This is a genomic window from Paracoccus sp. SCSIO 75233 (genome assembly GCF_027912675.1).
Taxonomy (GTDB): Bacteria; Pseudomonadota; Alphaproteobacteria; order Rhodobacterales; family Rhodobacteraceae; genus Paracoccus.
Window position 1 is genome coordinate 823,159 of record NZ_CP115757.1, and the last position, 20,012, is coordinate 843,170.

Genomic DNA, 20,012 nt, shown 5'->3' on the forward strand with positions numbered 1-20,012 from the left:
GCCGGCGCTCTACCCGGATGAGCCCCCGAGCGGGGGTGGGGCATCGAGGTGCATCTGCGCAACGCTCAGAACTAAGGCACGATCGGTGCCACGGCGGCGGTACCTAGGGAGATATGCTCGAAAGTTGGTGACGCTTGATCAGGCGGCAGCTTGAATGTGGCGGACGCCGTCGCGGAACTCAACCCCGCTGATGACCTCTGGCAGGCGGTTCCGGCCGTCGAGCCTCCGCCATTTCTTCTGCGCCGACATCATCAGCCGGAAGGCCATGGCGAGCCCGGTCTTTCGGCTCAGGCAGCCCTTGGTTCGCCGGGTGCGGTGCCGGACGGTGGCGAAGGTGCTCTCGATCGGATTTGACGTCCGGATATGTTTCCAGTGCTCGGCCGGATAGTCGTAGAGGGTCAGCAGCGCGTCCCGGTCCTTGACCAGCTTGGCCACCGCCTTGTCCCATTTCACGCCGTAGGTTTCGACGAAGAAGTTGAAGGCGACGTTGGCTTCGGCCTTTGTCCCGGCCTGCCAGATGTCGTGCAGGTGTCCTTTGGCCCTGGCCTGCGCCGATTTCGGCAGCGCGTTCAGCACGTTCATGGTCTTGTGCAGCCAGCACCGCTGCTCCTGCGTCGTGGGGAAGACTTCGCGCAGGGCCGTCCAGAAGCCGAGGGCACCGTCGCCGATCGCGAGCTTGGGATCCTGCGTGAGGCCGCGCCGCTTGAGATCGAGCAGCACCTCGCGCCAGCTCTGGGTGCTCTCGCGGAAGCCGTCGGTCATGGCCAGCAGTTCCTTCCGGCCGTATTCATCCGCCCCGACGATGACCAGAACGCATTGCTTTTCCTCGGCCATGCGCGGCTTGAAGTAGACACCGTCGGCCCAGATGTAGAGGAACCGCCGGGTTCCGAGGTCGCGCTTCTCCCAAGCCTCGTATTCGGACCACCAGTTGGCTTTCAGGCGGGTGACGGTCTTGGCCGACAGGCCCTTGGCGTCCGGCCCCAGAAGGGCGGCCAGCGCCTCGCCGAAATCGCCGGTGGAGACCCCCTTGAGGTAGAGCCAGGGCAGCAGTTCCTCGACCGATTTGGCCTTGCGCAGGTAGCGCGGCAGGATGCTGGGCGTGAAGGAGATCCTCTCCGCTCCCGGCTTGCGATCCCGCACCCGCGGCACCTTCACGGCGACCGGACCGATCCCGGTCAGGATTTCGCGCTCCGGCAAATGTCCGTGCCGCACCAGCCTGGCCCGACCGTCATCGAGCCTTTCCTCAGCGAACGCGGCGAGGAGCGTTGCCAGCTCGGCCTCAACCGCTTGTTCGATCAGCTTGCGCGCACCCTCCCGGATGAGGTCCGTCAGCGGATCCGGCGAAAACCCCGATGGATCGGGCAGCGTGCTGATGGTAGTCTCCGACATGTGGCATATCCCTTTCTCGGCTGAGAATTGACGGCGTCTGAACACCGCCATGATATGCCGCCCCTCAGGGCATCACCAACTTTCGCGCGTTACTCGTACCTAGGTGCGCAACGGGCGTGTCCGGCCCCAGCGGTTTTCACAGCATCGGCACAAAGCACTGCTTCGCCCGCCGTAACCTGATGTTCTTTGGTGCGGATATCAATGCTCTGGTTGGTATGCGTCACTGTGATACCGGCGCGGGCATATTGTTAGACGGCACGCGTCAGACTGTACCCATGAGCCACGAACTGAAAGGGCTTCTCCAAAAGGCAGTGGTTGGCGAGGCCAGTCCCTGTGAACCGGCCCGGTTTGGCGAATTGTGGCAGGATCGGCGATCCTGTCTGCCAAAAAGAGTTTTCGGCTTATTTTGTTGAAAAACTCTGCTTGATTGGTGGACTGGTCGCTGATTCAATTCCGTTGTTGGGCGGGAGGATCGTCGATGATGGGTTCACGGCAGGAATCGCAAGGGGCGCTGTTTTACGAGTTTTCGCTTGAGGATCATGTCCCGCAGGACCATCTGCTGCGGTCGATTGATCGCTTTGTCGATCTGGACAGTATTCGGGCTCACCTGGCGGATTTCTATAGCCATACGGGCCGCCCCTCGGTCGATCCCGAACTTCTGATCCGCATGCTTCTGGTCGGCTATTGCTTCGGCATCCGGTCCGAGCGGCGGCTGTGCGAAGAGGTGCATCTGAACCTCGCCTATCGCTGGTTCTGCCGTTTGGACCTGACCGACCGGGTGTCGGATCACTCGACGTTCTCCAAGAACCGGCACGGGCGGTTCCGCGAGAGCGAGTTGCTGCGGCATCTGTTTGAAACCACCGTCGCGCGCTGTATCGCGGAGGGGTTGGTGAGCGGGCACCGACTGGCCGTGGATGCCAGCCTGATCGAGGCGGATGCCAATAAGCAGAACTCGACAGCGAAGGAAGATTGGGATGCAACGCTGATAGACCCGTCGGACGCGCCCCGCGCCGTGCGTGAATACCTTGACACGTTGGACAAGGCCGCATTTGGCGCCGCCAGCGAGGTCCGGCCGAAATTCACCTCGCATTCCGATCCGGCCAGCCAGTGGACGGCGGCGCGTAAGGGACCGGCATTCTTCAGCTATTCCGACAATTACCTGATCGACACGGATCATGGCGTGATTGTCGATGTCGAGGCGACACGATCAATCCGGCAGGCCGAAGTCGGATCAACCAAAACCATGCTGAAGCGGGTGAGGGACAGGTTCGATCTTCGCCCTGAACGCCTGATCGCCGACACCGCCTATGGCACAGGGCCGATGCTGGGCTGGCTGGCTGACCAAGGCATCGCACCACACATCCCTGTCTTCGACAAATCCGGCCGCCCCAATGGAACATGGACCCGGGCCGACTTTGAATGGGAAGCCGAGAACGACCAGTATATCTGCCCGGAAGGACATGCGCTCAAACAGTTCCGCCGCAACTATTCGGACCCGAACCGCGGCCCGACCGGCAAGGGAACCGCCAAATACCGCGCGCTGAAACTGACCTGCCAGGCCTGCCCATCGAAACAGAAGTGCTGCCCGAACGCCGATGCCAGATCCATCACCCGCGAGGAGCACGAAGATGCGCGCCAGATCGCCCGGGACATCGCCAAGACCCGCCAATACGAGATCTCGATGAAGCTGCGAAAGAAGGTCGAGATGCTGTTTGCCCACCTCAAGCGCATCCTCGGCCTCGGACGGCTCCGACTGCGAGGACCATGCGGCGCAAGCGACGAATTCCTCCTCGCAGCCGCAGCCCAGAACCTCCGAAAACTCGCCAAGATCTTTCCCGCACCGCAGCATCCGCGAAAAGCCTGACACCAGAAAGGCTTGCGGCCAAAGTCACCACGCAAACAAACCGCTCAACACGCCGGGTTTTTCAACAGAATCGGCTATAAGCAGACGCCGGAATTCACCGAGATGACTGTTTCTGTCGCCCTGCTTCGCGATCATTCTACCAAAAACTGCATATGGGCAAGATTGCACGTTCTGGAGCGGCGCTCGGGATTCTTCGATAAGGCTTCGAATAAACTAAGAACGCTTGGCCCCGGTACTCATCACTGTATTTCACTCGGTCGCGTCCATTATGTCGCTTTGGCTGGTTTGGCGCGGTTCTTCGAGGAATTCTACAGGACTGATAAGCAGCAAGATCAGGATTCGAACGCCCGAAGCGAGTCTGACCGGCTATACCGCTGATGGACCAACCCATCGTCCATCTCGCGAGATCCGAGAGCAGCAGCGAGAAGGCTTCCTGCGAAAGTGTGGGTCATCATAAATATTTTTTATCATATAGTTAATAAACTACGGTGATGAAAATCCGCGGCCGGAGATCAGTGGAGATTGAACTTAGCGATGAGACATGCGGTTTTGGGCTTGCTGTTTCGTAAGCAAAACGCGGAGCGATCTCGGTAAGACAGGCGCCGGATTATTCTGAGATGTGCTGATGGTCGGACAAGCAATGAGGCCGCTGTCGAGCTCGGGCATTTTGAACACATGGTCTGCAGATGGCAGCGTCGGTTTACTGAGCACAGGATCAAGCACTTTTCCAACGAATATCGCTCCAAGTGCCCACAAACGATTTCTGATGCCCAAGTTTCTAGGGTCAGGACTCGTTCCCGATCATAACCAGAAGATGACGGTGGCGGCGAGCAGGATTGCAGAGAAGAATGTTTCGGGGCATCGGTCGTATCGAGTGGCCACGCGGCGCCAGTCCTTGAGGCGACCGAACATGATCTCGATGCGGTTGCGACGTTTGTAGCGCCGCTTGTCGTATTTGATCGCCTTCTTGCGGGACTTTCGGCCGGGGATGCAAACCTTTATCCCCTTGTCTTTCAACGCTTCCCGAAACCAATCGGCGTCATAGCCCCTGTCCGCAAGCATCCAGCCGGCCTTTGGCAAACTGCCCAGCAGCGCTGCCGCGCCAGTGTAGTCGCTCACTTGCCCGGCCGACATGAAGAACTGGATTGGGCGTCCTTTCGCATCGGTGACGGCATGCAGTTTCGTGTTCATGCCGCCTTTCGTGCGCCCTATCTGGCGCGCGCGCCCCCCTTTTTGACCCGCAGGCTTGAGGCCGTGCGATGTGCTTTCAGGTAAGTCGCATCGATCATGATCGTCTTGTGTTCGGCACTCTCAGCGGCCAGGCCCATCATGATCCGGGCGAAGACGCCGTTCTCGCACCAGCGCTTCCAGCGGTTATAGAGCGTCTTTGCCGGGCCGTATTCCCTCGGCGCATCGCACCATCGCAACCCGTTGCGATTGATGAATATTATTCCACTCAACACGCGACGGTCATCAACGCGTGGCTTGCCGTGACTTTTGGGAAAGAACGGTTTCAGACGCGCCATCTGCGCGTCCGTCAGCCAGAAAAGATTGCACATTCATCAGATCTCCTTGCGGAGCCTGAATCACGTCAAACGCACGAAATCAATGGGTCTGGAGCCTAGGTTTTTCGAAGATTTTTAATACACTTCTTGGTGCTGAAATTCTCTTTGTGTCCATCACTATAAGTTATGTAAAAAGACCTTGTTCCCCCCATTGTTCAAATCAACCGTGACGCCGATAATTTCAAATTCTCGTATTCACTTCAAATAGTACGGATGGAATTTGAAGAGTTCTTCTACAAATAACCTATCTGCTAAAGAAACATCTTCACCAATTTCGGTTCTATGAAGGATTTCTAATACAAAATTTGATATTTCTTTTTTGTGCGGAATGATTTTGTCCCGATTTCATACATTTTTAACCTCTATCATTGTAGTTTTGCTTTTGCGTAGCGTCCGCGATTTTCTTTCGTTAACTGGCCGTCCTTTACCATTCTCTGCAGTTTTTTCTAACATTTTCGTGATCCAAGCCAAGCGTCTCAGCCAGTTCTTTCGGACCTACGACCTCATCTCCGATGCCATCAAGAATCTTCTGCCGCGTCGCAGCAATGTAAACTTCGTTTGGACGTCCCAGAATTTTCCAGCGGAAATCTTCAAAATCAACTGCATATTCGAATGACTCGATGTCACGGCCCTTGCCCATGAGAACGGTTCCCGAGGGTGTTCCGTGGAGTAGGATAATCGAGTCGACGGCACCGGTGATTGCGGTTGATCCAAGAACAGAGTCATAGGGGTCTTCTGTGAAGCTCTTATTTTGGTGGTGTACCAGCACAGTTGCCAGACCATGCTGGTCGGTCATTGCTTTGAGTTGAGACAAGATTTTGTATTCACGCTCATTGTCGTCGGTGGCACCGGTTTTTGGCGGTTTAACCTTAGAATATGTGTCGATAATCAAAAACTGTGTGTTCTCGGAAGTTTCTACCCAACTTGCGGCCGCGCTTTCGAAATCACTGCCGATCTGCGGACTTTCTGTCGCAAACGACAGCGAAGACAGATCAGCGTCTTGCAATCCCAATCTATAAGACGCTGCTGAAGACGTCGCTCGTTGTCTTCGAGGGCGAGGTAGAGAACGTCGCCTTGCTTGGTTGCAAGCCCGTTCCAAAGCTCTGCCTGCGCGACAGCTTGTGCCTTATCCAGACCGAGCCATGATTTTCCCTCCTTGGGCTTCGCTGCCAGCAGGCTGAGGCCCTTTGGTTGTATTCCTTCAATCATAAAACCCGTGGAGGGAATTCCTTGCTCATGAGAGCATTCGCAGCGACAGAATTGAAGCTAAACAAGTGTACAGGTTGATTGTTCATTATTTTGTGTTTCCTATGAATTTCGGCCACCTTTGCACCACTTTTCTCTGCAAGATTGCAGAGATTTCCCAGAACACCAGCATGTCAGGCCAGCGCTGCGCGGTGTCCTGTTCGCCCGTGATCGGCTCCCGTCACGAATTGTCCCCAATCTTCCATGACCTCACGCCGCCGCTCAAGCATTTCAGAGCGCGCATAGGCTTGCTCCACGGCATTGCCAACCGTATGGGCGAGCGATAATTCCGCCAATGTCCGGTCAACCCCGTGATCGCCGCACCAGTCCCGGAAGCTGGAGCGAAAACCGTGAACCGTGATGTCGGATCGTCCCATACGGCGTAACAGCGCGGCCATGGTCATATTCGACATCGGCCTTCCGGCCTTCTGCCCTTCGAAAAGCAGGTCGCCACGCCTTGTGTTGTGCATGCGGTTCAGAAGATCGATGACCGCCTCGCAGAGCGGCGCGGTGTGGGGTTTCTTCGCCTTCATGCGGCTGGCGGGAACCGTCCATGTCCGCGCCTCCAGATCGATCTCCGACCAGACCGCCCCAAGCGTCTCGCTGGTTCGTGCCGTTGTCAGGATGGTAAATTGCAGCGCCAGCGCTGCTGTCCCATCCTGTTCGCGCAACTGGTCCCAGAAAGCCGGAAGCTCGGCCCAAGGCAGGGCAGAGTGATTGCCGCGACTGCCGCCAGCCCCCCGCTGGAGAATATTGGCGCGCTTGATCACATCCACAGGGTTCTCGCCGCTGCGATACTGTCTGGCACAGGCAACATCCAACACCTTGCCGATCCGTTGCATGACCCGCTGTGCGGTTTCATTCTTGGTGGTCCAGATCGGCTCGACACAGTTCAGCACATGCTGCTGTTCGATCTGATCGACGCGGATGCCACCGATCAGCGGAAACACATAGGTCTGAAGCGTGTTGATCCATTGCTGCGCATGTTCCGCATTGTGCCATGTCGATTGGTTCTGTGCCCCCAGTCTCGCATCAGTTGCTCCAACCTAGATGTCGCGGATTTCTTCCTGAAGCGGGTTCACCCCAGCCCGCGCGAGCTTCTTAAGGTTCAGCGCTTCGCCACGGGCTTCGTCCAGGGACAGCATCTGCGTGTTGCCGAGACCGATTTCCATCCGCTTCGGTGTCCCGCTTGCCGTCACCATGCCTCTGACCTGCACCCGCGCGACCCAGCGTCTTGCGCCGGAGTCATCGACAATCAGATATAATCCATTGCCATCGGCATATCGTCCCGGCGGATAGGTTCTGACCTGTCGTGCCGTCAGAGGCTTTGCCGGTCGTGACATTCTGCCCACCAATATATCCACCTAACATGATGCATTGGAAGACACTTTGAGGCAATGTTGGGAATGGTGAATCTCTGAGAATGCTTGAAATATTGCTTTATTTCAGCGTGTTGTAAATTTCTGGAAATGTCAGGAAAATTGAGTGTGGCGGAGGAGGTGGGATTCGAACCCACGGTGGACTTTCACCCACGTCGGTTTTCAAGACCGGTGCATTAAACCACTCTGCCACTCCTCCGGTCGGGGTGGATTAGCTGTTGGCGGGGAACTCTGCAAGCCCTGCTTGCCGGGCGGGGCGGGCTTCGTTACGAGATGGGGCAGCGACAGGAGGTCAGCATGGAAGATCGCATCAATTCTCTCAGCCAGGGTCCGGACGAGCAGGGGCGCTTCGGGATTTTCGGTGGCCGCTTTGTCAGCGAGACGCTGATGCCGCTGATCCTCGATCTTCAGGCGGAATATGAACGGGCCAAGGCCGATCCCGAATATACCGCGCAGATGGACGATCTGTGGCGGCATTATGTGGGCCGGCCCAGCCCGCTTTATTTCGCGCCGCGCCTGACCGAAGAACTTGGCGGGGCGAAGATTTATCTGAAACGCGAGGAACTCAACCACACCGGTAGCCACAAGATCAACAATGTGCTGGGTCAGATCCTGCTGGCGCGGCGCATGGGCAAGACCCGGATCATCGCGGAAACCGGGGCCGGGCAGCACGGCGTGGCGACGGCGACGGTCTGCGCGCGGTTCGGGCTGAAATGCGTGGTCTATATGGGGGCGACGGATGTCGAGCGGCAGGCGCCGAACGTGTTCCGGATGCGGCTTCTGGGGGCGAAGGTGGTGCCGGTGACCTCCGGCAAGGGCACGCTCAAGGACGCGATGAATGACGCGCTGCGCGACTGGGTCACGAATGTGCGCGACACGTTTTATTGCATCGGCACCGTTGCCGGGCCGCATCCTTATCCGCAGATGGTGCGCGATTTCCAATGTGTCATCGGGAGGGAAACCCGCGATCAGATGATGCAGGCCGAAGGGCGGCTGCCGGACAGTGTCATCGCCTGCATCGGCGGCGGCTCGAACGCAATGGGTTTGTTTCACCCGTTTATCGACGATCCGGAGGTGCGGATCATCGGTGTCGAGGCGGGTGGTCATGGCGTGGACGACCGGATGGAGCATTGCGCATCCCTGACCGGCGGGCGGCCCGGCGTTCTGCATGGGAACCGCACCTATCTGTTGCAGGATGCTGAAGGGCAGATCCTCGACGGCCACTCGATCAGTGCCGGTCTGGATTATCCGGGCATCGGGCCGGAACATGCCTGGCTGCATGAGCAAAAGCGGGCGGAATATGTCTATGTCACCGATCAGGAGGCGCTGGAGGCATTTCAGCTTCTGTGCCGGACCGAGGGGATTATTCCCGCGCTCGAACCCAGCCACGCGCTTGCGCATGTGATGAAAATCGCGCCGGACCTGCCGAAAGATCACCTGATGGTCATCAACCTGTCGGGGCGGGGGGACAAGGATATTTTCACCGTGGCCAAACATTTGGGCGTCGAGGTGCAGGCGGGCGGCTAGCCCGTCGGGTGCCGTGATGCCTTGGCGATCTGCGCTGTGGTTGGCGTGAATTATTCCGCTTCCACGGCATGGGCGCGCAACAGCTCCAAAGGTACGATGTCGGTTGCGCGCGCATGTGTCGCCTCCAGCACCACTTTCGGCGCGGCAAATTCCTGCGTGGCCTGCAGGAAGCGCGCTGCGCAGACGCACCAGCGATCACCGGGTTTCAGACCGGGGAAGCGAAACTCCGGGCGGGGGGTTGAAAGATCGTTGCCGAGATATTTTGAAACGGCCAGAAACTCGGCCGTGACGATGACGCAGACGGTGTGACCGCCGCGATCCTCGGGCGCGGTATTGCAGCACCCGTCGCGGAAAAATCCTGTCATCGGGTCGGTCGAGCAGGGCTGCAATGGCTGCCCCAAGACGTTCAGAGATGGCTCCATCGCGCGGCCCCCGGAAAGATAGCTTCTCGCGACAGCGTATCACCTCTGCAGAGACGCGTCAGCCAGCTTTCCTGTCGGGCCGGATTGCCTTGCGCAGGCGATAGCTGCGGGGCTACCTGAACCGATTGGCCAGTGACTGCAGTCGCTCCGAAAGGCTTTGCGCCGCGGGTTCCTCTTGCGGTTTTTTCGGTTTCGGGGACGGGGCAGGGCGCGGCGCAGCCTCGCCCGCCGATCTTCCCTGATTGCGGGCCGGGGCCATGCGCTGTGCGACCTTGTTCTGAAATCCCGGACCGTCACCCGCCGCCAGAGCCTCGGCCCCGTCCGATATCCCCCGCATCAGATCGTCCAGCCACTCCGCATCGGCTTTCGCGAAATCCGACAGCACATAAGGGGCGACCCTGTCCTTGTGGCCGGGATGACCGATTCCCAGACGAACACGGTGATAGCTTTCACCGATATGCTGATGCAGGGATCGCAGCCCGTTATGCCCGGCATGGCCGCCCCCGACCTTCACGCGGCATTTTCCCGGCGCGAGATCCAACTCGTCATGGAACACGATCACATCCTCGGGCTCGATTTTCAGATAGCGCATCGCCTCGCCAACCGATTGGCCCGAGAGATTCATGAAAGTCGACGGTTTCAGCAGTGTCACGCGCGCCGATCCCAACCGCCCCTCGGCGGTTTCGCCGCGAAACCGGGCCCTCCACGGCGAGAAACCGTGATCCTCGGCAATACGATTCACGGCCATGAAACCGATATTATGCCGGTTTCGCGCGTATTTCGTGCCCGGATTGCCCAGTCCCACGATCAGTTTCATCGCTGTCCCTTCCCGCCAAGTGCTTCAATTTCGATGCATCCCTTGCGGATGAGATCGGGCGTTACTAAGACTCTGTCAACCTCTGGAAGGTAGAACACCGCTCTGATGCGGTCGGGCGATGGCCCGGACGGGTGGGGCAAGCATAATCGGGCAGGAAAGATTGATGAGCGATCCGGCAGAATTTTACATGAACACGCTTGTTCCGATGGTGGTCGAACAGACCTCGCGCGGCGAACGGGCCTACGATATTTTCTCGCGGCTGCTGAAGGAGCGGATCATTTTCGTCTCCGGCCCGGTCCATGACGGCATGTCGACGCTGATCTGCGCGCAGCTTCTGTTCCTTGAGGCGGAAAACCCGTCCAAGGAAATTTCGATGTATATCAACAGCCCCGGCGGCGTGGTGACCTCGGGTCTGTCGATTTATGACACCATGCAGTATATTCGCCCGCGGGTGACGACGCTGGTGATCGGGCAGGCGGCCTCGATGGGGTCTCTGCTGCTCGCAGCGGGCGAGAAGGGGCAGCGTTTCGCGCTGCCGAACAGCCGGATCATGGTCCACCAGCCCTCGGGCGGGTTCCAGGGTCAGGCGACCGATATCATGATCCACGCGCGCGAAACTGAAAAGTTGAAGCGGCGATTGAACGAAATTTATGTACATCATACTGGTCAGTCGCTGGAAGATGTGGAAAATGCACTTGAACGCGACCGTTTCATGGCGCCGGAGGAAGCCAAGGACTGGGGCCTGATCGACGAGGTGCTCAGCCCGCGCGGCAAGGCTGAGGCCGAGGAAAAATAGCAGGTCTTATCCTTACGGGAACCATGCGGTTTGGGGATTGAGACAGGGGGGATTGACCCCTAACATGGGCGGACCGCTTCTGGCGGAGACAAGGCGGGTTTTCCGCCCCGGACTTTAAGGACATAGCATGGCGACAGAGACCGACAGCAAGAACACGCTCTATTGCAGCTTTTGCGGCAAGAGCCAGCACGAGGTCCGCAAACTCATCGCGGGCCCGACCGTGTTCATCTGCGATGAATGTGTCGAGCTGTGTATGGACATTATCCGCGAGGAGACGAAATCCTCCGGCCTGAAATCCGGCGAGGGCGTGCCGAGCCCGCAGGAAATCTGCAATGTGCTGGACGATTACGTCATCGGGCAGGAGCGCGCGAAGCGTGTGCTGTCCGTGGCCGTCCACAACCACTACAAGCGCCTGAACCATGCCGGGAAATCGGATATCGAGCTGGCGAAGTCTAATATCCTGCTGATCGGCCCGACCGGCTGCGGCAAGACGCTGCTCGCCCAGACGCTGGCCCGCATCCTTGATGTGCCGTTCACCATGGCCGATGCGACGACGCTGACGGAGGCGGGTTATGTCGGTGAGGATGTGGAAAACATCATCCTCAAGCTGCTTCAGGCATCGGAATATAACGTGGAGCGGGCGCAGCGCGGCATCGTCTATATCGACGAGGTCGACAAGATCACCCGCAAATCCGACAACCCCTCGATCACCCGCGACGTCTCGGGCGAGGGGGTGCAGCAGGCGCTGCTGAAGATCATGGAAGGCACCGTTGCCAGCGTGCCGCCGCAGGGCGGGCGCAAGCATCCGCAGCAGGAATTCCTGCAGGTCGACACGACGAATATCCTTTTCGTGTGTGGGGGGGCCTTCGCCGGGCTGGACCGGATCATTGCGCAGCGCAACAAGGGCACGGCCATGGGTTTCGGCGCCGATGTGAAGGAAAGCGATGATCGCGGTGTCGGCGATCTATTTGCTGAGCTTGAGCCGGAAGACCTGCTGAAATTCGGTCTGATCCCGGAATTTGTCGGCCGTCTGCCGGTGATCGCGACCCTGACCGATCTGGATGAAGATGCGCTGATTACCATTCTGACCAAGCCGAAAAACGCGCTGGTCAAGCAGTATCAGCGTCTGTTCGACCTCGAAGATGTGGCGCTGACCTTTACCGAGGATGCGCTGTCCGCGATTGCGCGCCGCGCCATCAAGCGCAAGACCGGGGCGCGTGGCCTGCGGTCGATCATGGAAGACATTCTGCTCGATACCATGTTCGAATTGCCGGGCATGGAAAGCGTTGAGGAAGTCGTGGTCAATGAAGAGGCGGTCGATAACGCGACGGCCAAGCCGCTGATTATTCACGCCGACCAGAAGAAGGAAGCGGCCAAGACCGCCGGCTGAGATTGCCGTTTTGCCTCTGCGCGGCTGCGGGTCCGTCGTGCAGGGGTGAAGATGCGCCGTGATTTCGGCGGCACCCCAAAAAACCGGCATATGTCGTGAAGACGCATCAAAGGTGGGGTTTGGTAGGCCCGGAGGGATTTGAACCCCCAACCAAGGCGTTATGAGCGCCCTGCTCTGACCATTGAGCTACAGGCCCAGCCAGTGATCCTGACCTGACTAGTCAGCGGCGCGGCAGGGGTCAAGCTTAGTTGTCGGTTGCGCAGCGCAAAACGCGCGGATAACGGTAAGCGCGGCGCTTGCTGGGGCATAATGGGGCGATGATCAACCGGGATTACTTTATCGACCAGCCGCATCTCGCGCTTTCGGATATTCTTCGCCGCTTTGCGGGGGTTCACCTTGCGCTGGCGGGGCTCTGTCTGATCTTTGTCTATATTCTGAGCAGCATTCTGAGCAGCCTGTCCGGAGTTGCGATTTCCCTGCTGGCCGTGAACGCGCTTCTGCCGGTCGCAAGCGCGGCGATCTGCGGTGTGTTCTATGGCAAGCGGGTCGGGGTGGCGCCGCCGTCGGGCTATGTTTGGCGGGTTTCAGTCTGTTTCGTGGTGGTGGCTTGCGTCGTGACGCTGGCCGCCTCGCAGTTATTGTCTTGGCTGCCCGGCACAGTGCCGCCAATAGGACCAAGCCGGGGCATCGGCATATCCAGTCTGATCGTATATCCGGTGCTCGCCCTTTTCTGGCTGCTCGGATGTCGCGCCGGGTTTCTCTGCGGGATGTCTCGCGGGCTGCGCAACCGGAAGACACGCTGATCTGACCTGCCCGGCCCGGATTGCCTGCGCGCGGCCGGTGCTATATCGGAGGGCCAGTTTTAGGGAAAGGGATTCCGATGGCTGAGCGCAGGAACGGTCTGTCTTATGCGGAGGCAGGGGTCGACATTGATGCAGGTAACGCGCTTGTCGACCGCATCAAGCCCGCTGCCGCTGCGACCAACCGTCCCGGCGTGATGGCGGGCTTGGGCGGTTTCGGGGCGCTTTTCGACGTGAAGGCTGCGGGCTACAGCGATCCGGTTCTGGTTGCCGCGACCGATGGGGTCGGGACTAAGCTGCGGATCGGGATCGACACGGGCGAGCTGGACGGGCTGGGCATTGATCTGGTGGCGATGTGCGTCAACGATCTGGTCTGTCAGGGGGCCGAGCCGCTGTTTTTCCTCGATTACTTCGCGACTGGCAAGCTGTCGGTCGATGAGGCGGCGCGCGTCGTGACCGGCATTGCGGAGGGCTGCAAACGCTCCGGCTGCGCGCTGATCGGTGGTGAGACGGCAGAAATGCCGGGGATGTATCACGACGGTGATTTCGATCTCGCCGGTTTCTCCGTCGGCGCGATGGAGCGGGGGACGGAACTGCCGCGCGGCGTGGCGGAAGGGGACGTGCTGCTCGGCCTCGCCTCTGACGGGGTGCATTCCAACGGCTTCTCCCTCGTGCGGCGCGTGGCGGAGGCTGCCGGGCTGGGCTGGATGGACCCGGCTCCGTTCGCGGACGGGACGCTCGGTCAGGCGCTGCTGGTGCCGACGCGGCTTTACGTCAAGCCCGCAATGGCCGCCATTCGCGCGGGCGGGGTGCATGGGCTGGCCCATATCACCGGCGGCGGGCTGACCGAGAACCTGCCGCGCATCCTGCCGGACGGGCTGGGCGCAGAGGTCGATCTGTCCGCATGGGCGTTGCCGCCGGTGTTCCGCTGGCTTGCGGAGGCGGGCGGGATCGCCGCACCGGAGATGCTCAAGACCTTCAATTGCGGCATCGGCATGGTGCTGGTCGTCGATCAGGACCGGGCAGACGCCATCGCCGGATTGTTGACGGAGGCTGGCGAAACCGTGGTGCAGCTTGGCCGCGTTGTCGCCGGGCAGGGCGTGGAATACCGGGATTCGCTGGCGTGAAGCGGGTTGCCATTCTGATCTCTGGCGGCGGATCGAATATGGTTCGTCTGGCCGAGAGCATGAGCGGCGATCACCCCGCACGGCCGGTTCTGGTCGGGTCCAACGATCCGGCGGCGGCGGGGCTGGGGAAAGCCCGTGATCTGGGCATCGCCACATTTGCGGTCGATCATCGCCCCTTCGGCGGGGATCGCGCCGCGTTCGAGGCCGAGCTGATCCGCAATCTCGATGCGGCGGAGCCCGATATTATCGCGCTTGCCGGGTTCATGCGGATCCTGACGCCGGGTTTTGTCCGGCATTATGAGGGCCGGATGCTGAACATTCACCCCTCGCTGTTGCCGAAATATCCCGGGCTGAACACCCATGCCCGCGCCATCGAGGCCGGAGATATGGAGGCGGGCGCGACCGTGCATGAGGTCATCGCCGATCTAGATGCGGGTCCGATCCTCGGTCAGGTGCGGGTGCCGGTTCTGCCCGATGATACGCCGGACAGGCTGGCCGGGCGGGTGCTGGTGCAGGAACATCGGCTTTACCCGGCGGTGCTGCGGCGTTTTGCCGAAGGGTGCCGGGCGCGGCTGGATCTGGCCTGCCATTGAAACCCCGCGCGGTTTCCGGCAGGCTCGCTCCATTCGAGCCGGGAAAGCCAGATGAATAATCCTCCGAAAGTCGGTCTGTTCGTAACCTGTCTTGTCGATGCCATGCGCCCTCAGATCGGCTTTGCCACGATCAGGCTGCTGGAGCAGGCGGGGTGTGAGGTGGAGGTGCCGCGCGCCCAGACCTGCTGCGGTCAGCCGGGCGGAAACAGCGGCGATCAGCGTGGCGCAGCGGCGCTTGCGCGGCAGGTGATCGAGGTTTTCGAGGGCTATGATTACCTCGTCGGTCCGTCCGGCTCCTGCATCGGGCAGATCCGGGGTTATCCTTCGCTGATGAGTGATCCCGGCTGGCGTGCCCGCGCGGAGGCGCTGGCGGATAAATCCTATGAAATCGTCAGCTTCCTGCATGATGTCATGAACTGGCGTCCCGAGGGTTTGCGCCTTGATGCGACGGCCACTTATCACGACAGTTGCTCCGGTCTGCGTGAGCTTGGGGTGGAGGCGCAGCCGCGCGCGCTGCTGGCGGCGGTCGACGGGCTGGAGATGCGGCCGCTGAAGGATGCCAATGTCTGCTGTGGGTTTGGCGGGACATTCTGCGTGAAATATCCCGAAATCTCGACCGCCATCGTTTCGGATAAGACCGAGAATATCCGGCAGAGCGGGGCTGATCTGCTGTTGGCGGGCGATCTGGGGTGTCTGATGAACATGGCGGGCCGCCTGCATCGGGAAGGTTCGCAGACCCGCTGTTTCCATACCGCCGAGGTGTTGGCTGGCATGGCTGACGGTCCCGCCATCGGGGAGGGGGGCTGATGACCGCCGCGCAACCCGGCCCCGGCTTCAAATCCCGCGCGCGGGCGGCGATCGCCAATCCGCGCCTGAAAATCGCCATCGACCGGACCACGAATACCGGCCAGACCAAGCGGGCGGCGGCGGTTGAGGCGTTTCCCCGTTTTCAGGCGGCGCGGACACGAGGGCAGGCGATCAAGGATCATGTTATCGCCAATATGGATCACTACCTGATCGAGTTCGAAAAGAACGCGACCGCGTCAGGGGCCAGGGTTCACTGGGCACGCGACGCTGCCGAGGCGGCGGAGATCGTGAACCGGATTTGCCGGGATGCCGGTGCGAAGGTCGTGACCCGCTCAAAATCCATGCTGGGTGAGGAAATCGGCCTGCCCCATACGCTTGAAGATGCCGGGTTCGAGCGTGTGGAGACGGATCTGGCGGAGCATATCATCCAGCTTGCGCAGGAACCCCCGAGCCATATCATCTGGGCGGCAATGCATCGCACGCGCGAGGACGTGGCGGAACTGTTCTACCGCGATCACAATCCGCCCCCGGATGCGGATGATGCGGGCTCCATGGTCGCCTCGGCCCGTCGTGTCCTGCGTGAGAAATTCCTTGCGGCGGATGTCGGCATATCGGGGGCGAATTTCCTCGTGGCTGATACCGGCGCGACCTGCACCGTCACCAATGAGGGCAATGCCGAGCTGACCACGACCCCGCCCCGCGTTCATATCGTGACCGCCGGGATCGAGAAGCTGGTGCCCTCCACAGCCCATGCAATGGCGCTGTTGCGCATTCTGGTCCGCTCCGCCACGGGCGGGGAGATGACGCAATACACGACCTTCCATTGCGGACCGAAGCGCGCGGGCGATGCCGACGGGCCGGAGGAGATGCATATCGTGCTGGTCGATAACGGCCGCTCGCGGATGGTGGGCGACGAGTTTCGCACCATGCTCCGCTGCATCCGCTGCGGGGCCTGCATGAATCACTGCGTCGTTTACCGCCAGATCGGTGGCCACGCCTATGGCGGCACCTATCCCGGCCCGATGGGCGCGGTGCTGACCCCGGTGCTGGAAGGCCTGCCAGAGAACCGCGACCTGCCCCATGCCTGTACCCTGAATGGGCGCTGCGAAGAGGTCTGCCCGGTGCGTATCCCGCTCAAGACCTTGCTGAAGGCGTGGCGGGTGCGAAGCTGGGACAGCCAGCAGGAAGTCGGCACGACGCGCTTCGGGATCGGGGTTTGGAAATTCGCTGCGCTGCGTCCGCGACTCTACCATTTCGGCACGCGGCTGGCGCTGCCGGTCATGCGGCTGTTCGGGCGGGAAGGATGGGTGTCGAAAATGCCGCTTGCGGGCGGGTGGACGGCAACCCGCGACCTGCCGCGCCCGGCGAAGTCCAGCTTCATGAGCCAGCACCGGAAATACGGAAACGGGGGTCCGGAATGAGTGCGCGCGACGATATTTTCGCCGCTGTCCGGCAGGGGCTGACCCGTGGCCGTGACGGTACGCTGCCGCTGCGTACGGCGGATGACATCGGGGCAGAGGCTGCGAGCCTTCTGGCCGGTCTGGACCAGATCCGGCCTGATCCGGCGGGACCGGACCCGGTTTCGGCCTTTATCGAGAAATGCGCCAACCCGGTGCTTGGGGTAACGCTTGACCGGGTTGCGGGCTGGCAGAATTTACCTGCGGCGGTCGCGGCCTATCTGGACCGTAACGATCTGCCGCGCCGTCTGGCGGTGACCGCCGATCCAAGGCTGGCAGGACTGGCCGAAGCGGGGATCGAGCCGCATGACAGCTGTGCGCCGGACGAGGATGCGGCGATCAGCGTGGCGCTTTGGGGGATCGCGGAAACCGGATCGGTCGTGATCCATTCCGCCCCCGATCAGCCGGTCCTGAACGCGCTTCTGCCCCGGCACTGGCTGGTTGTCGTCGAAGAGGCCCGGGTTCTTCCCTGGCTGGAGGATTATGCGACCTACGCCGCCGCGCGGCCCCGGAATGCGGTCATGATAACGGGGGCCTCCGGCACAACGGATATCGAGGGCTATTTCGTCCGTGGCGCGCATGGTCCCGGTTCTGTCCATGTGTTGCTGATCGGCGCATGACGCTGTGCAATATCGGCAACAAATAGCGGCGTCTTATTGTTGTCGTAAAACTGTCTTGCAGCAATGATAGGCGACCAGTACTCAAACGGTGCGTTAACGGCACCTGCCCGGCCCGATGGCCGGGGGCTACGGTAAGGAAAGGCATCCCATGCGTATAGCGGTTCTCGGTGGCGACGGATTTGTCGGCTGGCCAACCTCGCTTCATCTGTCCAATCTGGGTCACGAGGTCCATATCCTCGACAACCTCTCGCGCCGCTGGATCGACACCGAGCTGGGCGTGCAGTCGCTGACCCCGATGGACTCGATCCAGGAGCGCTGCCGCATCTGGAAGCAGGAGACGGGCAACCAGATCCATTTCCACCTGCTCGATCTGGCCAAGGAGTTCGAGCGGCTGAAGAAATGGCTGGCCGATAACAAGCCCGACGCCATCATCCATTTCGCTGAACAGCGGGCCGCGCCCTATTCGATGAAAACCGACCGGCACAAGGTTTACACTGTCGATAACAACGTGAACGCCACGCATAACCTGCTGGCGGCAATGGTTGAAACCGGCATAGACGCGCATCTGGTCCATCTTGGCACGATGGGGGTTTACGGCTACTCCAGCGTCGGTGCGCCGATCCCGGAAGGCTATCTGGATATCGAGATCGAAACGCCGACCGGCAAGAAGCAGCAGCAGGTGCTGTATCCGACGCGCCCCGGCTCGGTCTACCACATGACCAAGAGCCTCGATCAGATCATGTTCCAGTTCTTTGCCCAGAATGACGGGCTCAGGATCACCGATCTGCATCAGGGCATCGTCTGGGGCACCCATACCGACCAGACCCGCCGTAACGAGCAGCTTATCAACCGTTTCGACTATGACGGCGATTACGGCACGGTGCTGAACCGTTTCCTGATTCAGGCGGCGATCGGCTATCCGCTGACGGTGCATGGCACGGGCGGGCAGACGCGCGCCTTCATTCATATTCAGGACTGTGTGCGCTGCATCGAACTGGCCCTGGCCGATGCGCCGGAGGCGGGCGAGCGGGTGAAGATCTTCAACCAGATGACGGAGACGCACCGGGTCCGCGATCTGGCGGCGCTGATCGCGAAGATGACCGGCGCGAAGGTGATGAACCTGCCCAACCCGCGCAAGGAGGCGGCGGAGAACGATCTGATCGTGAAGAACGACCAGTTCCTGTCGCTTGGCCTCAACCCGATCACGCTGGAAGAGGGGCTGCTGTCCGAGGTGGTCGAGGTGGCGAAGAAATACGCCCATCGGATCGACCGGTCACGGGTGCCGGCCGTCTCCGCCTGGACCAAGGACATCGCGGAAAAGGTCGATCACGACCCGGAGGCGCATGTTCAGGACGCCAAGGAAGCGAGCTGAGGTCCATCGGAGGACATTGCCCGGAAGCAAGGGGCGCAGCCCCGCCGGGCAGCGCCCGACCGCCCGCTCGGGCGGACGCCTTGCTGCCGGTCGGCGCTGAACATCTGTTCGGCGGGGATGCGCGATAAAGCGAAAAGCCAGCAGGCAGCAGCGTCCACCCGGCGGTCGGACGCTGCCCCAGGCCATAACCAGCATCAGCCCCGGGTGCGCGGCGGTCTCGGCTTATAGGCGGGCAGGGACCAGCCCCAGATCAGTGTCCCGGCGCGGAGCAGGAACACGGCGAGGCCGCCGCCCGTCAGCGCGAAGGGGCGCGGCAGGCCCAGCCAGATCAACGCCAGCGCCATGACCGCGCCGCCGAATGTGCAGGTCAGATACAGTTCACTGCCCTTCAGGATCATCGGCACCTCATTGCCGACGACATCGCGGATCAACCCGCCCATTGTGCCTGTGATCACACCGGCAATCACCACGATCACCGGCCCGTATCCGCCATAGAGCGCCACGCCCACGCCCGCAGGAACCGCGACTGCCAGTGCCACGGCGTCGAGCCACAGAAGCCAGCGATAGCGGCTCTCCAGCATCGGCGCGGTCCAGTAGACCAGAAACGCGGCAGCGGCGGCAATCAGGATCAGTTCCGGCTGCGCCACCCAGAACACCGGATCGCGGCCCAGCACCAGATCACGCACCGTGCCACCCCCCACGGCGGTCAGCGAGGCCATGAAGATGAACCCGATAATGTCAAGCTGCGCCCGGCTGGCGACGAGCGCACCTGTCAGCGCAAAGACGAGCGCCGAGCCGTAATCGAGCGCCCAGACATAGCCGCTCAGCGTGTCGAACATTTC

Annotated in this window: 21 protein-coding genes, 2 tRNA genes and 1 pseudogene; 13 read left to right on the forward strand and 11 right to left on the reverse strand. The window is 60.8% G+C overall.

From position 1 onward, the window contains the following. Positions 1 to 138: 138 nt before the first annotated feature. Positions 139 to 1,389, reverse strand: coding sequence for an IS256 family transposase (locus PAF12_RS03965; protein ID WP_017469024.1), 1,251 nt, complete (start codon positions 1,387 to 1,389; stop codon positions 139 to 141). 478 nt (positions 1,390 to 1,867) lie between these two features. Here PAF12_RS03965 and PAF12_RS03970 point away from each other — a divergent pair, with 478 nt between their 5' ends. The 3 genes from PAF12_RS03970 to PAF12_RS18985 all read left to right on the forward strand — a co-directional run bounded on the left by PAF12_RS03970 (position 1,868) and on the right by PAF12_RS18985 (position 4,060). Then, positions 1,868 to 3,253 (forward strand): IS1182 family transposase, encoded by a 1,386-nt coding sequence (locus tag PAF12_RS03970; protein ID WP_271108708.1) that lies wholly within the window; start codon positions 1,868 to 1,870, stop codon positions 3,251 to 3,253. A gap of 102 nt (positions 3,254 to 3,355) precedes the next feature. Then, on the forward strand, positions 3,356 to 3,631 hold the full coding sequence (locus tag PAF12_RS18980; RefSeq protein WP_368045160.1) for a hypothetical protein: 276 nt from the start codon (positions 3,356 to 3,358) through the stop codon (positions 3,629 to 3,631). Positions 3,632 to 3,862: 231 nt separating this feature from the next. Further along, a complete protein-coding gene (locus tag PAF12_RS18985; protein WP_368045168.1) occupies positions 3,863 to 4,060 on the forward strand; it encodes a hypothetical protein in 198 nt (65 codons plus the stop codon). Here PAF12_RS18985 and PAF12_RS03975 read toward each other — a convergent pair. The 6 genes and pseudogenes from PAF12_RS03975 to PAF12_RS03995 form a co-directional block, all read right to left on the reverse strand. Continuing rightward, positions 4,055 to 4,812, reverse strand: a protein-coding gene (locus PAF12_RS03975; protein WP_271107826.1) for an IS5 family transposase whose coding sequence is annotated in 2 segments (ribosomal slippage) — positions 4,055 to 4,488 and positions 4,488 to 4,812 — 759 coding nt in all. Because the reading frame shifts where the segments join, the coding sequence is not laid out codon by codon here. The two genes, PAF12_RS18985 and PAF12_RS03975, sit on opposite strands and share 6 nt — an antisense overlap. A gap of 62 nt (positions 4,813 to 4,874) precedes the next feature. Next, the gene (locus PAF12_RS18990; RefSeq protein WP_368045161.1) at positions 4,875 to 4,970 is read right to left on the reverse strand and encodes a DUF3223 domain-containing protein; all 96 of its coding nucleotides are present in this window, start codon (positions 4,968 to 4,970) and stop codon (positions 4,875 to 4,877) included. A 272-nt stretch (positions 4,971 to 5,242) separates the two neighbouring features. After that, a pseudogene (locus tag PAF12_RS03980) lies at positions 5,243 to 6,027 on the reverse strand (AAA family ATPase). 170 nt (positions 6,028 to 6,197) lie between these two features. Next, positions 6,198 to 7,013, reverse strand: a complete 816-nt coding sequence (locus PAF12_RS03985; protein WP_271108710.1) for a site-specific integrase — start codon at positions 7,011 to 7,013, stop codon at positions 6,198 to 6,200. A gap of 96 nt (positions 7,014 to 7,109) precedes the next feature. Beyond that, positions 7,110 to 7,406 (reverse strand): Arm DNA-binding domain-containing protein, encoded by a 297-nt coding sequence (locus PAF12_RS03990; RefSeq protein ID WP_271108711.1) that lies wholly within the window; start codon positions 7,404 to 7,406, stop codon positions 7,110 to 7,112. 145 nt (positions 7,407 to 7,551) lie between these two features. Then, positions 7,552 to 7,641, reverse strand: a tRNA-Ser gene (locus PAF12_RS03995). A 98-nt stretch (positions 7,642 to 7,739) separates the two neighbouring features. Here PAF12_RS03995 and trpB point away from each other — a divergent pair. After that, the gene (trpB, locus tag PAF12_RS04000) at positions 7,740 to 8,969 is read left to right on the forward strand and encodes a tryptophan synthase subunit beta (protein WP_271108712.1); all 1,230 of its coding nucleotides are present in this window, start codon (positions 7,740 to 7,742) and stop codon (positions 8,967 to 8,969) included. 50 nt (positions 8,970 to 9,019) lie between these two features. On the opposite strand, the gene PAF12_RS04005 is transcribed toward trpB, so the two are convergent. Continuing rightward, complete coding sequence (locus tag PAF12_RS04005) at positions 9,020 to 9,391, reverse strand: DUF2237 family protein (protein ID WP_271108713.1); 372 nt, start codon at positions 9,389 to 9,391, stop codon at positions 9,020 to 9,022. Between the two features lie 112 nt (positions 9,392 to 9,503). Further along, complete coding sequence (gene pth / locus PAF12_RS04010) at positions 9,504 to 10,208, reverse strand: aminoacyl-tRNA hydrolase (RefSeq protein ID WP_271108714.1); 705 nt, start codon at positions 10,206 to 10,208, stop codon at positions 9,504 to 9,506. Positions 10,209 to 10,371: 163 nt separating this feature from the next. Here pth and PAF12_RS04015 point away from each other — a divergent pair, with 163 nt between their 5' ends. Beyond that, a complete protein-coding gene (locus tag PAF12_RS04015; protein ID WP_271108715.1) occupies positions 10,372 to 11,004 on the forward strand; it encodes an ATP-dependent Clp protease proteolytic subunit in 633 nt (210 codons plus the stop codon). 127 nt (positions 11,005 to 11,131) lie between these two features. Continuing rightward, positions 11,132 to 12,394: an ATP-dependent Clp protease ATP-binding subunit ClpX gene (clpX, locus tag PAF12_RS04020; RefSeq protein ID WP_271108716.1), complete on the forward strand. Its 1,263-nt coding sequence runs from the start codon at positions 11,132 to 11,134 to the stop codon at positions 12,392 to 12,394. 120 nt (positions 12,395 to 12,514) lie between these two features. Here clpX and PAF12_RS04025 read toward each other — a convergent pair. Continuing rightward, a tRNA-Ile gene (locus tag PAF12_RS04025) sits at positions 12,515 to 12,590 on the reverse strand. A 121-nt stretch (positions 12,591 to 12,711) separates the two neighbouring features. Here PAF12_RS04025 and PAF12_RS04030 point away from each other — a divergent pair. The 7 genes from PAF12_RS04030 (at position 12,712) to PAF12_RS04060 (ending at position 19,170) form a co-directional block, all read left to right on the forward strand. Then, positions 12,712 to 13,197: a hypothetical protein gene (locus PAF12_RS04030; protein ID WP_271108717.1), complete on the forward strand. Its 486-nt coding sequence runs from the start codon at positions 12,712 to 12,714 to the stop codon at positions 13,195 to 13,197. 77 nt (positions 13,198 to 13,274) lie between these two features. Then, a complete protein-coding gene (gene purM / locus PAF12_RS04035) occupies positions 13,275 to 14,321 on the forward strand; it encodes a phosphoribosylformylglycinamidine cyclo-ligase (RefSeq protein WP_271108718.1) in 1,047 nt (348 codons plus the stop codon). Next, the gene (gene purN / locus PAF12_RS04040; RefSeq protein WP_271108719.1) at positions 14,318 to 14,914 is read left to right on the forward strand and encodes a phosphoribosylglycinamide formyltransferase; all 597 of its coding nucleotides are present in this window, start codon (positions 14,318 to 14,320) and stop codon (positions 14,912 to 14,914) included. The genes purM and purN overlap by 4 nt, the downstream gene beginning before the upstream one ends. Before the next feature lie 51 nt (positions 14,915 to 14,965). Beyond that, positions 14,966 to 15,721, forward strand: a complete 756-nt coding sequence (locus PAF12_RS04045) for a (Fe-S)-binding protein (protein WP_271108720.1) — start codon at positions 14,966 to 14,968, stop codon at positions 15,719 to 15,721. After that, positions 15,721 to 17,142 carry a lactate utilization protein B gene (locus PAF12_RS04050; RefSeq protein ID WP_271108721.1) on the forward strand — a complete coding sequence of 474 codons (1,422 nt, stop codon included), beginning with the start codon at positions 15,721 to 15,723 and terminating at the stop codon, positions 17,140 to 17,142. Before PAF12_RS04045 ends, PAF12_RS04050 begins: the two co-directional genes overlap by 1 nt. Next, positions 17,139 to 17,798, forward strand: coding sequence for an LUD domain-containing protein (locus PAF12_RS04055; protein WP_271108722.1), 660 nt, complete (start codon positions 17,139 to 17,141; stop codon positions 17,796 to 17,798). Before PAF12_RS04050 ends, PAF12_RS04055 begins: the two co-directional genes overlap by 4 nt. A 148-nt stretch (positions 17,799 to 17,946) precedes the next feature. Next, positions 17,947 to 19,170, forward strand: coding sequence for an NAD-dependent epimerase/dehydratase family protein (locus PAF12_RS04060; RefSeq protein ID WP_271108723.1), 1,224 nt, complete (start codon positions 17,947 to 17,949; stop codon positions 19,168 to 19,170). A 194-nt stretch (positions 19,171 to 19,364) separates the two neighbouring features. Here PAF12_RS04060 and PAF12_RS04065 read toward each other — a convergent pair whose 3' ends face one another. Next, positions 19,365 to 20,009 carry a trimeric intracellular cation channel family protein gene (locus tag PAF12_RS04065; protein ID WP_271109643.1) on the reverse strand — a complete coding sequence of 215 codons (645 nt, stop codon included), beginning with the start codon at positions 20,007 to 20,009 and terminating at the stop codon, positions 19,365 to 19,367. Positions 20,010 to 20,012 lie beyond the last annotated feature (3 nt).

What these genes read in the sequence shown, in the direction of transcription:
- PAF12_RS03965 (WP_017469024.1), bottom strand. Translation starts at nt 1,389, where the DNA reads ATGTCGGAGACTACCATCAGCACGCTGCCCGATCCATCGGGGTTTTCG.
- PAF12_RS03970 (WP_271108708.1), top strand. Translation starts at nt 1,868, where the DNA reads ATGATGGGTTCACGGCAGGAATCGCAAGGGGCGCTGTTTTACGAGTTT.
- PAF12_RS18980 (WP_368045160.1), top strand. Translation starts at nt 3,356, where the DNA reads ATGACTGTTTCTGTCGCCCTGCTTCGCGATCATTCTACCAAAAACTGC.
- PAF12_RS18990 (WP_368045161.1), bottom strand. Translation starts at nt 4,970, where the DNA reads ATGGGGGGAACAAGGTCTTTTTACATAACTTATAGTGATGGACACAAA.
- PAF12_RS03990 (WP_271108711.1), bottom strand. Translation starts at nt 7,406, where the DNA reads ATGTCACGACCGGCAAAGCCTCTGACGGCACGACAGGTCAGAACCTAT.
- trpB (WP_271108712.1), top strand. Translation starts at nt 7,740, where the DNA reads ATGGAAGATCGCATCAATTCTCTCAGCCAGGGTCCGGACGAGCAGGGG.
- PAF12_RS04005 (WP_271108713.1), bottom strand. Translation starts at nt 9,391, where the DNA reads ATGGAGCCATCTCTGAACGTCTTGGGGCAGCCATTGCAGCCCTGCTCG.
- pth (WP_271108714.1), bottom strand. Translation starts at nt 10,208, where the DNA reads ATGAAACTGATCGTGGGACTGGGCAATCCGGGCACGAAATACGCGCGA.
- PAF12_RS04015 (WP_271108715.1), top strand. Translation starts at nt 10,372, where the DNA reads ATGAGCGATCCGGCAGAATTTTACATGAACACGCTTGTTCCGATGGTG.
- clpX (WP_271108716.1), top strand. Translation starts at nt 11,132, where the DNA reads ATGGCGACAGAGACCGACAGCAAGAACACGCTCTATTGCAGCTTTTGC.
- PAF12_RS04030 (WP_271108717.1), top strand. Translation starts at nt 12,712, where the DNA reads ATGATCAACCGGGATTACTTTATCGACCAGCCGCATCTCGCGCTTTCG.
- purM (WP_271108718.1), top strand. Translation starts at nt 13,275, where the DNA reads ATGGCTGAGCGCAGGAACGGTCTGTCTTATGCGGAGGCAGGGGTCGAC.
- PAF12_RS04045 (WP_271108720.1), top strand. Translation starts at nt 14,966, where the DNA reads ATGAATAATCCTCCGAAAGTCGGTCTGTTCGTAACCTGTCTTGTCGAT.
- PAF12_RS04050 (WP_271108721.1), top strand. Translation starts at nt 15,721, where the DNA reads ATGACCGCCGCGCAACCCGGCCCCGGCTTCAAATCCCGCGCGCGGGCG.
- PAF12_RS04055 (WP_271108722.1), top strand. Translation starts at nt 17,139, where the DNA reads ATGAGTGCGCGCGACGATATTTTCGCCGCTGTCCGGCAGGGGCTGACC.
- PAF12_RS04060 (WP_271108723.1), top strand. Translation starts at nt 17,947, where the DNA reads ATGCGTATAGCGGTTCTCGGTGGCGACGGATTTGTCGGCTGGCCAACC.
- PAF12_RS04065 (WP_271109643.1), bottom strand. Translation starts at nt 20,009, where the DNA reads ATGTTCGACACGCTGAGCGGCTATGTCTGGGCGCTCGATTACGGCTCG.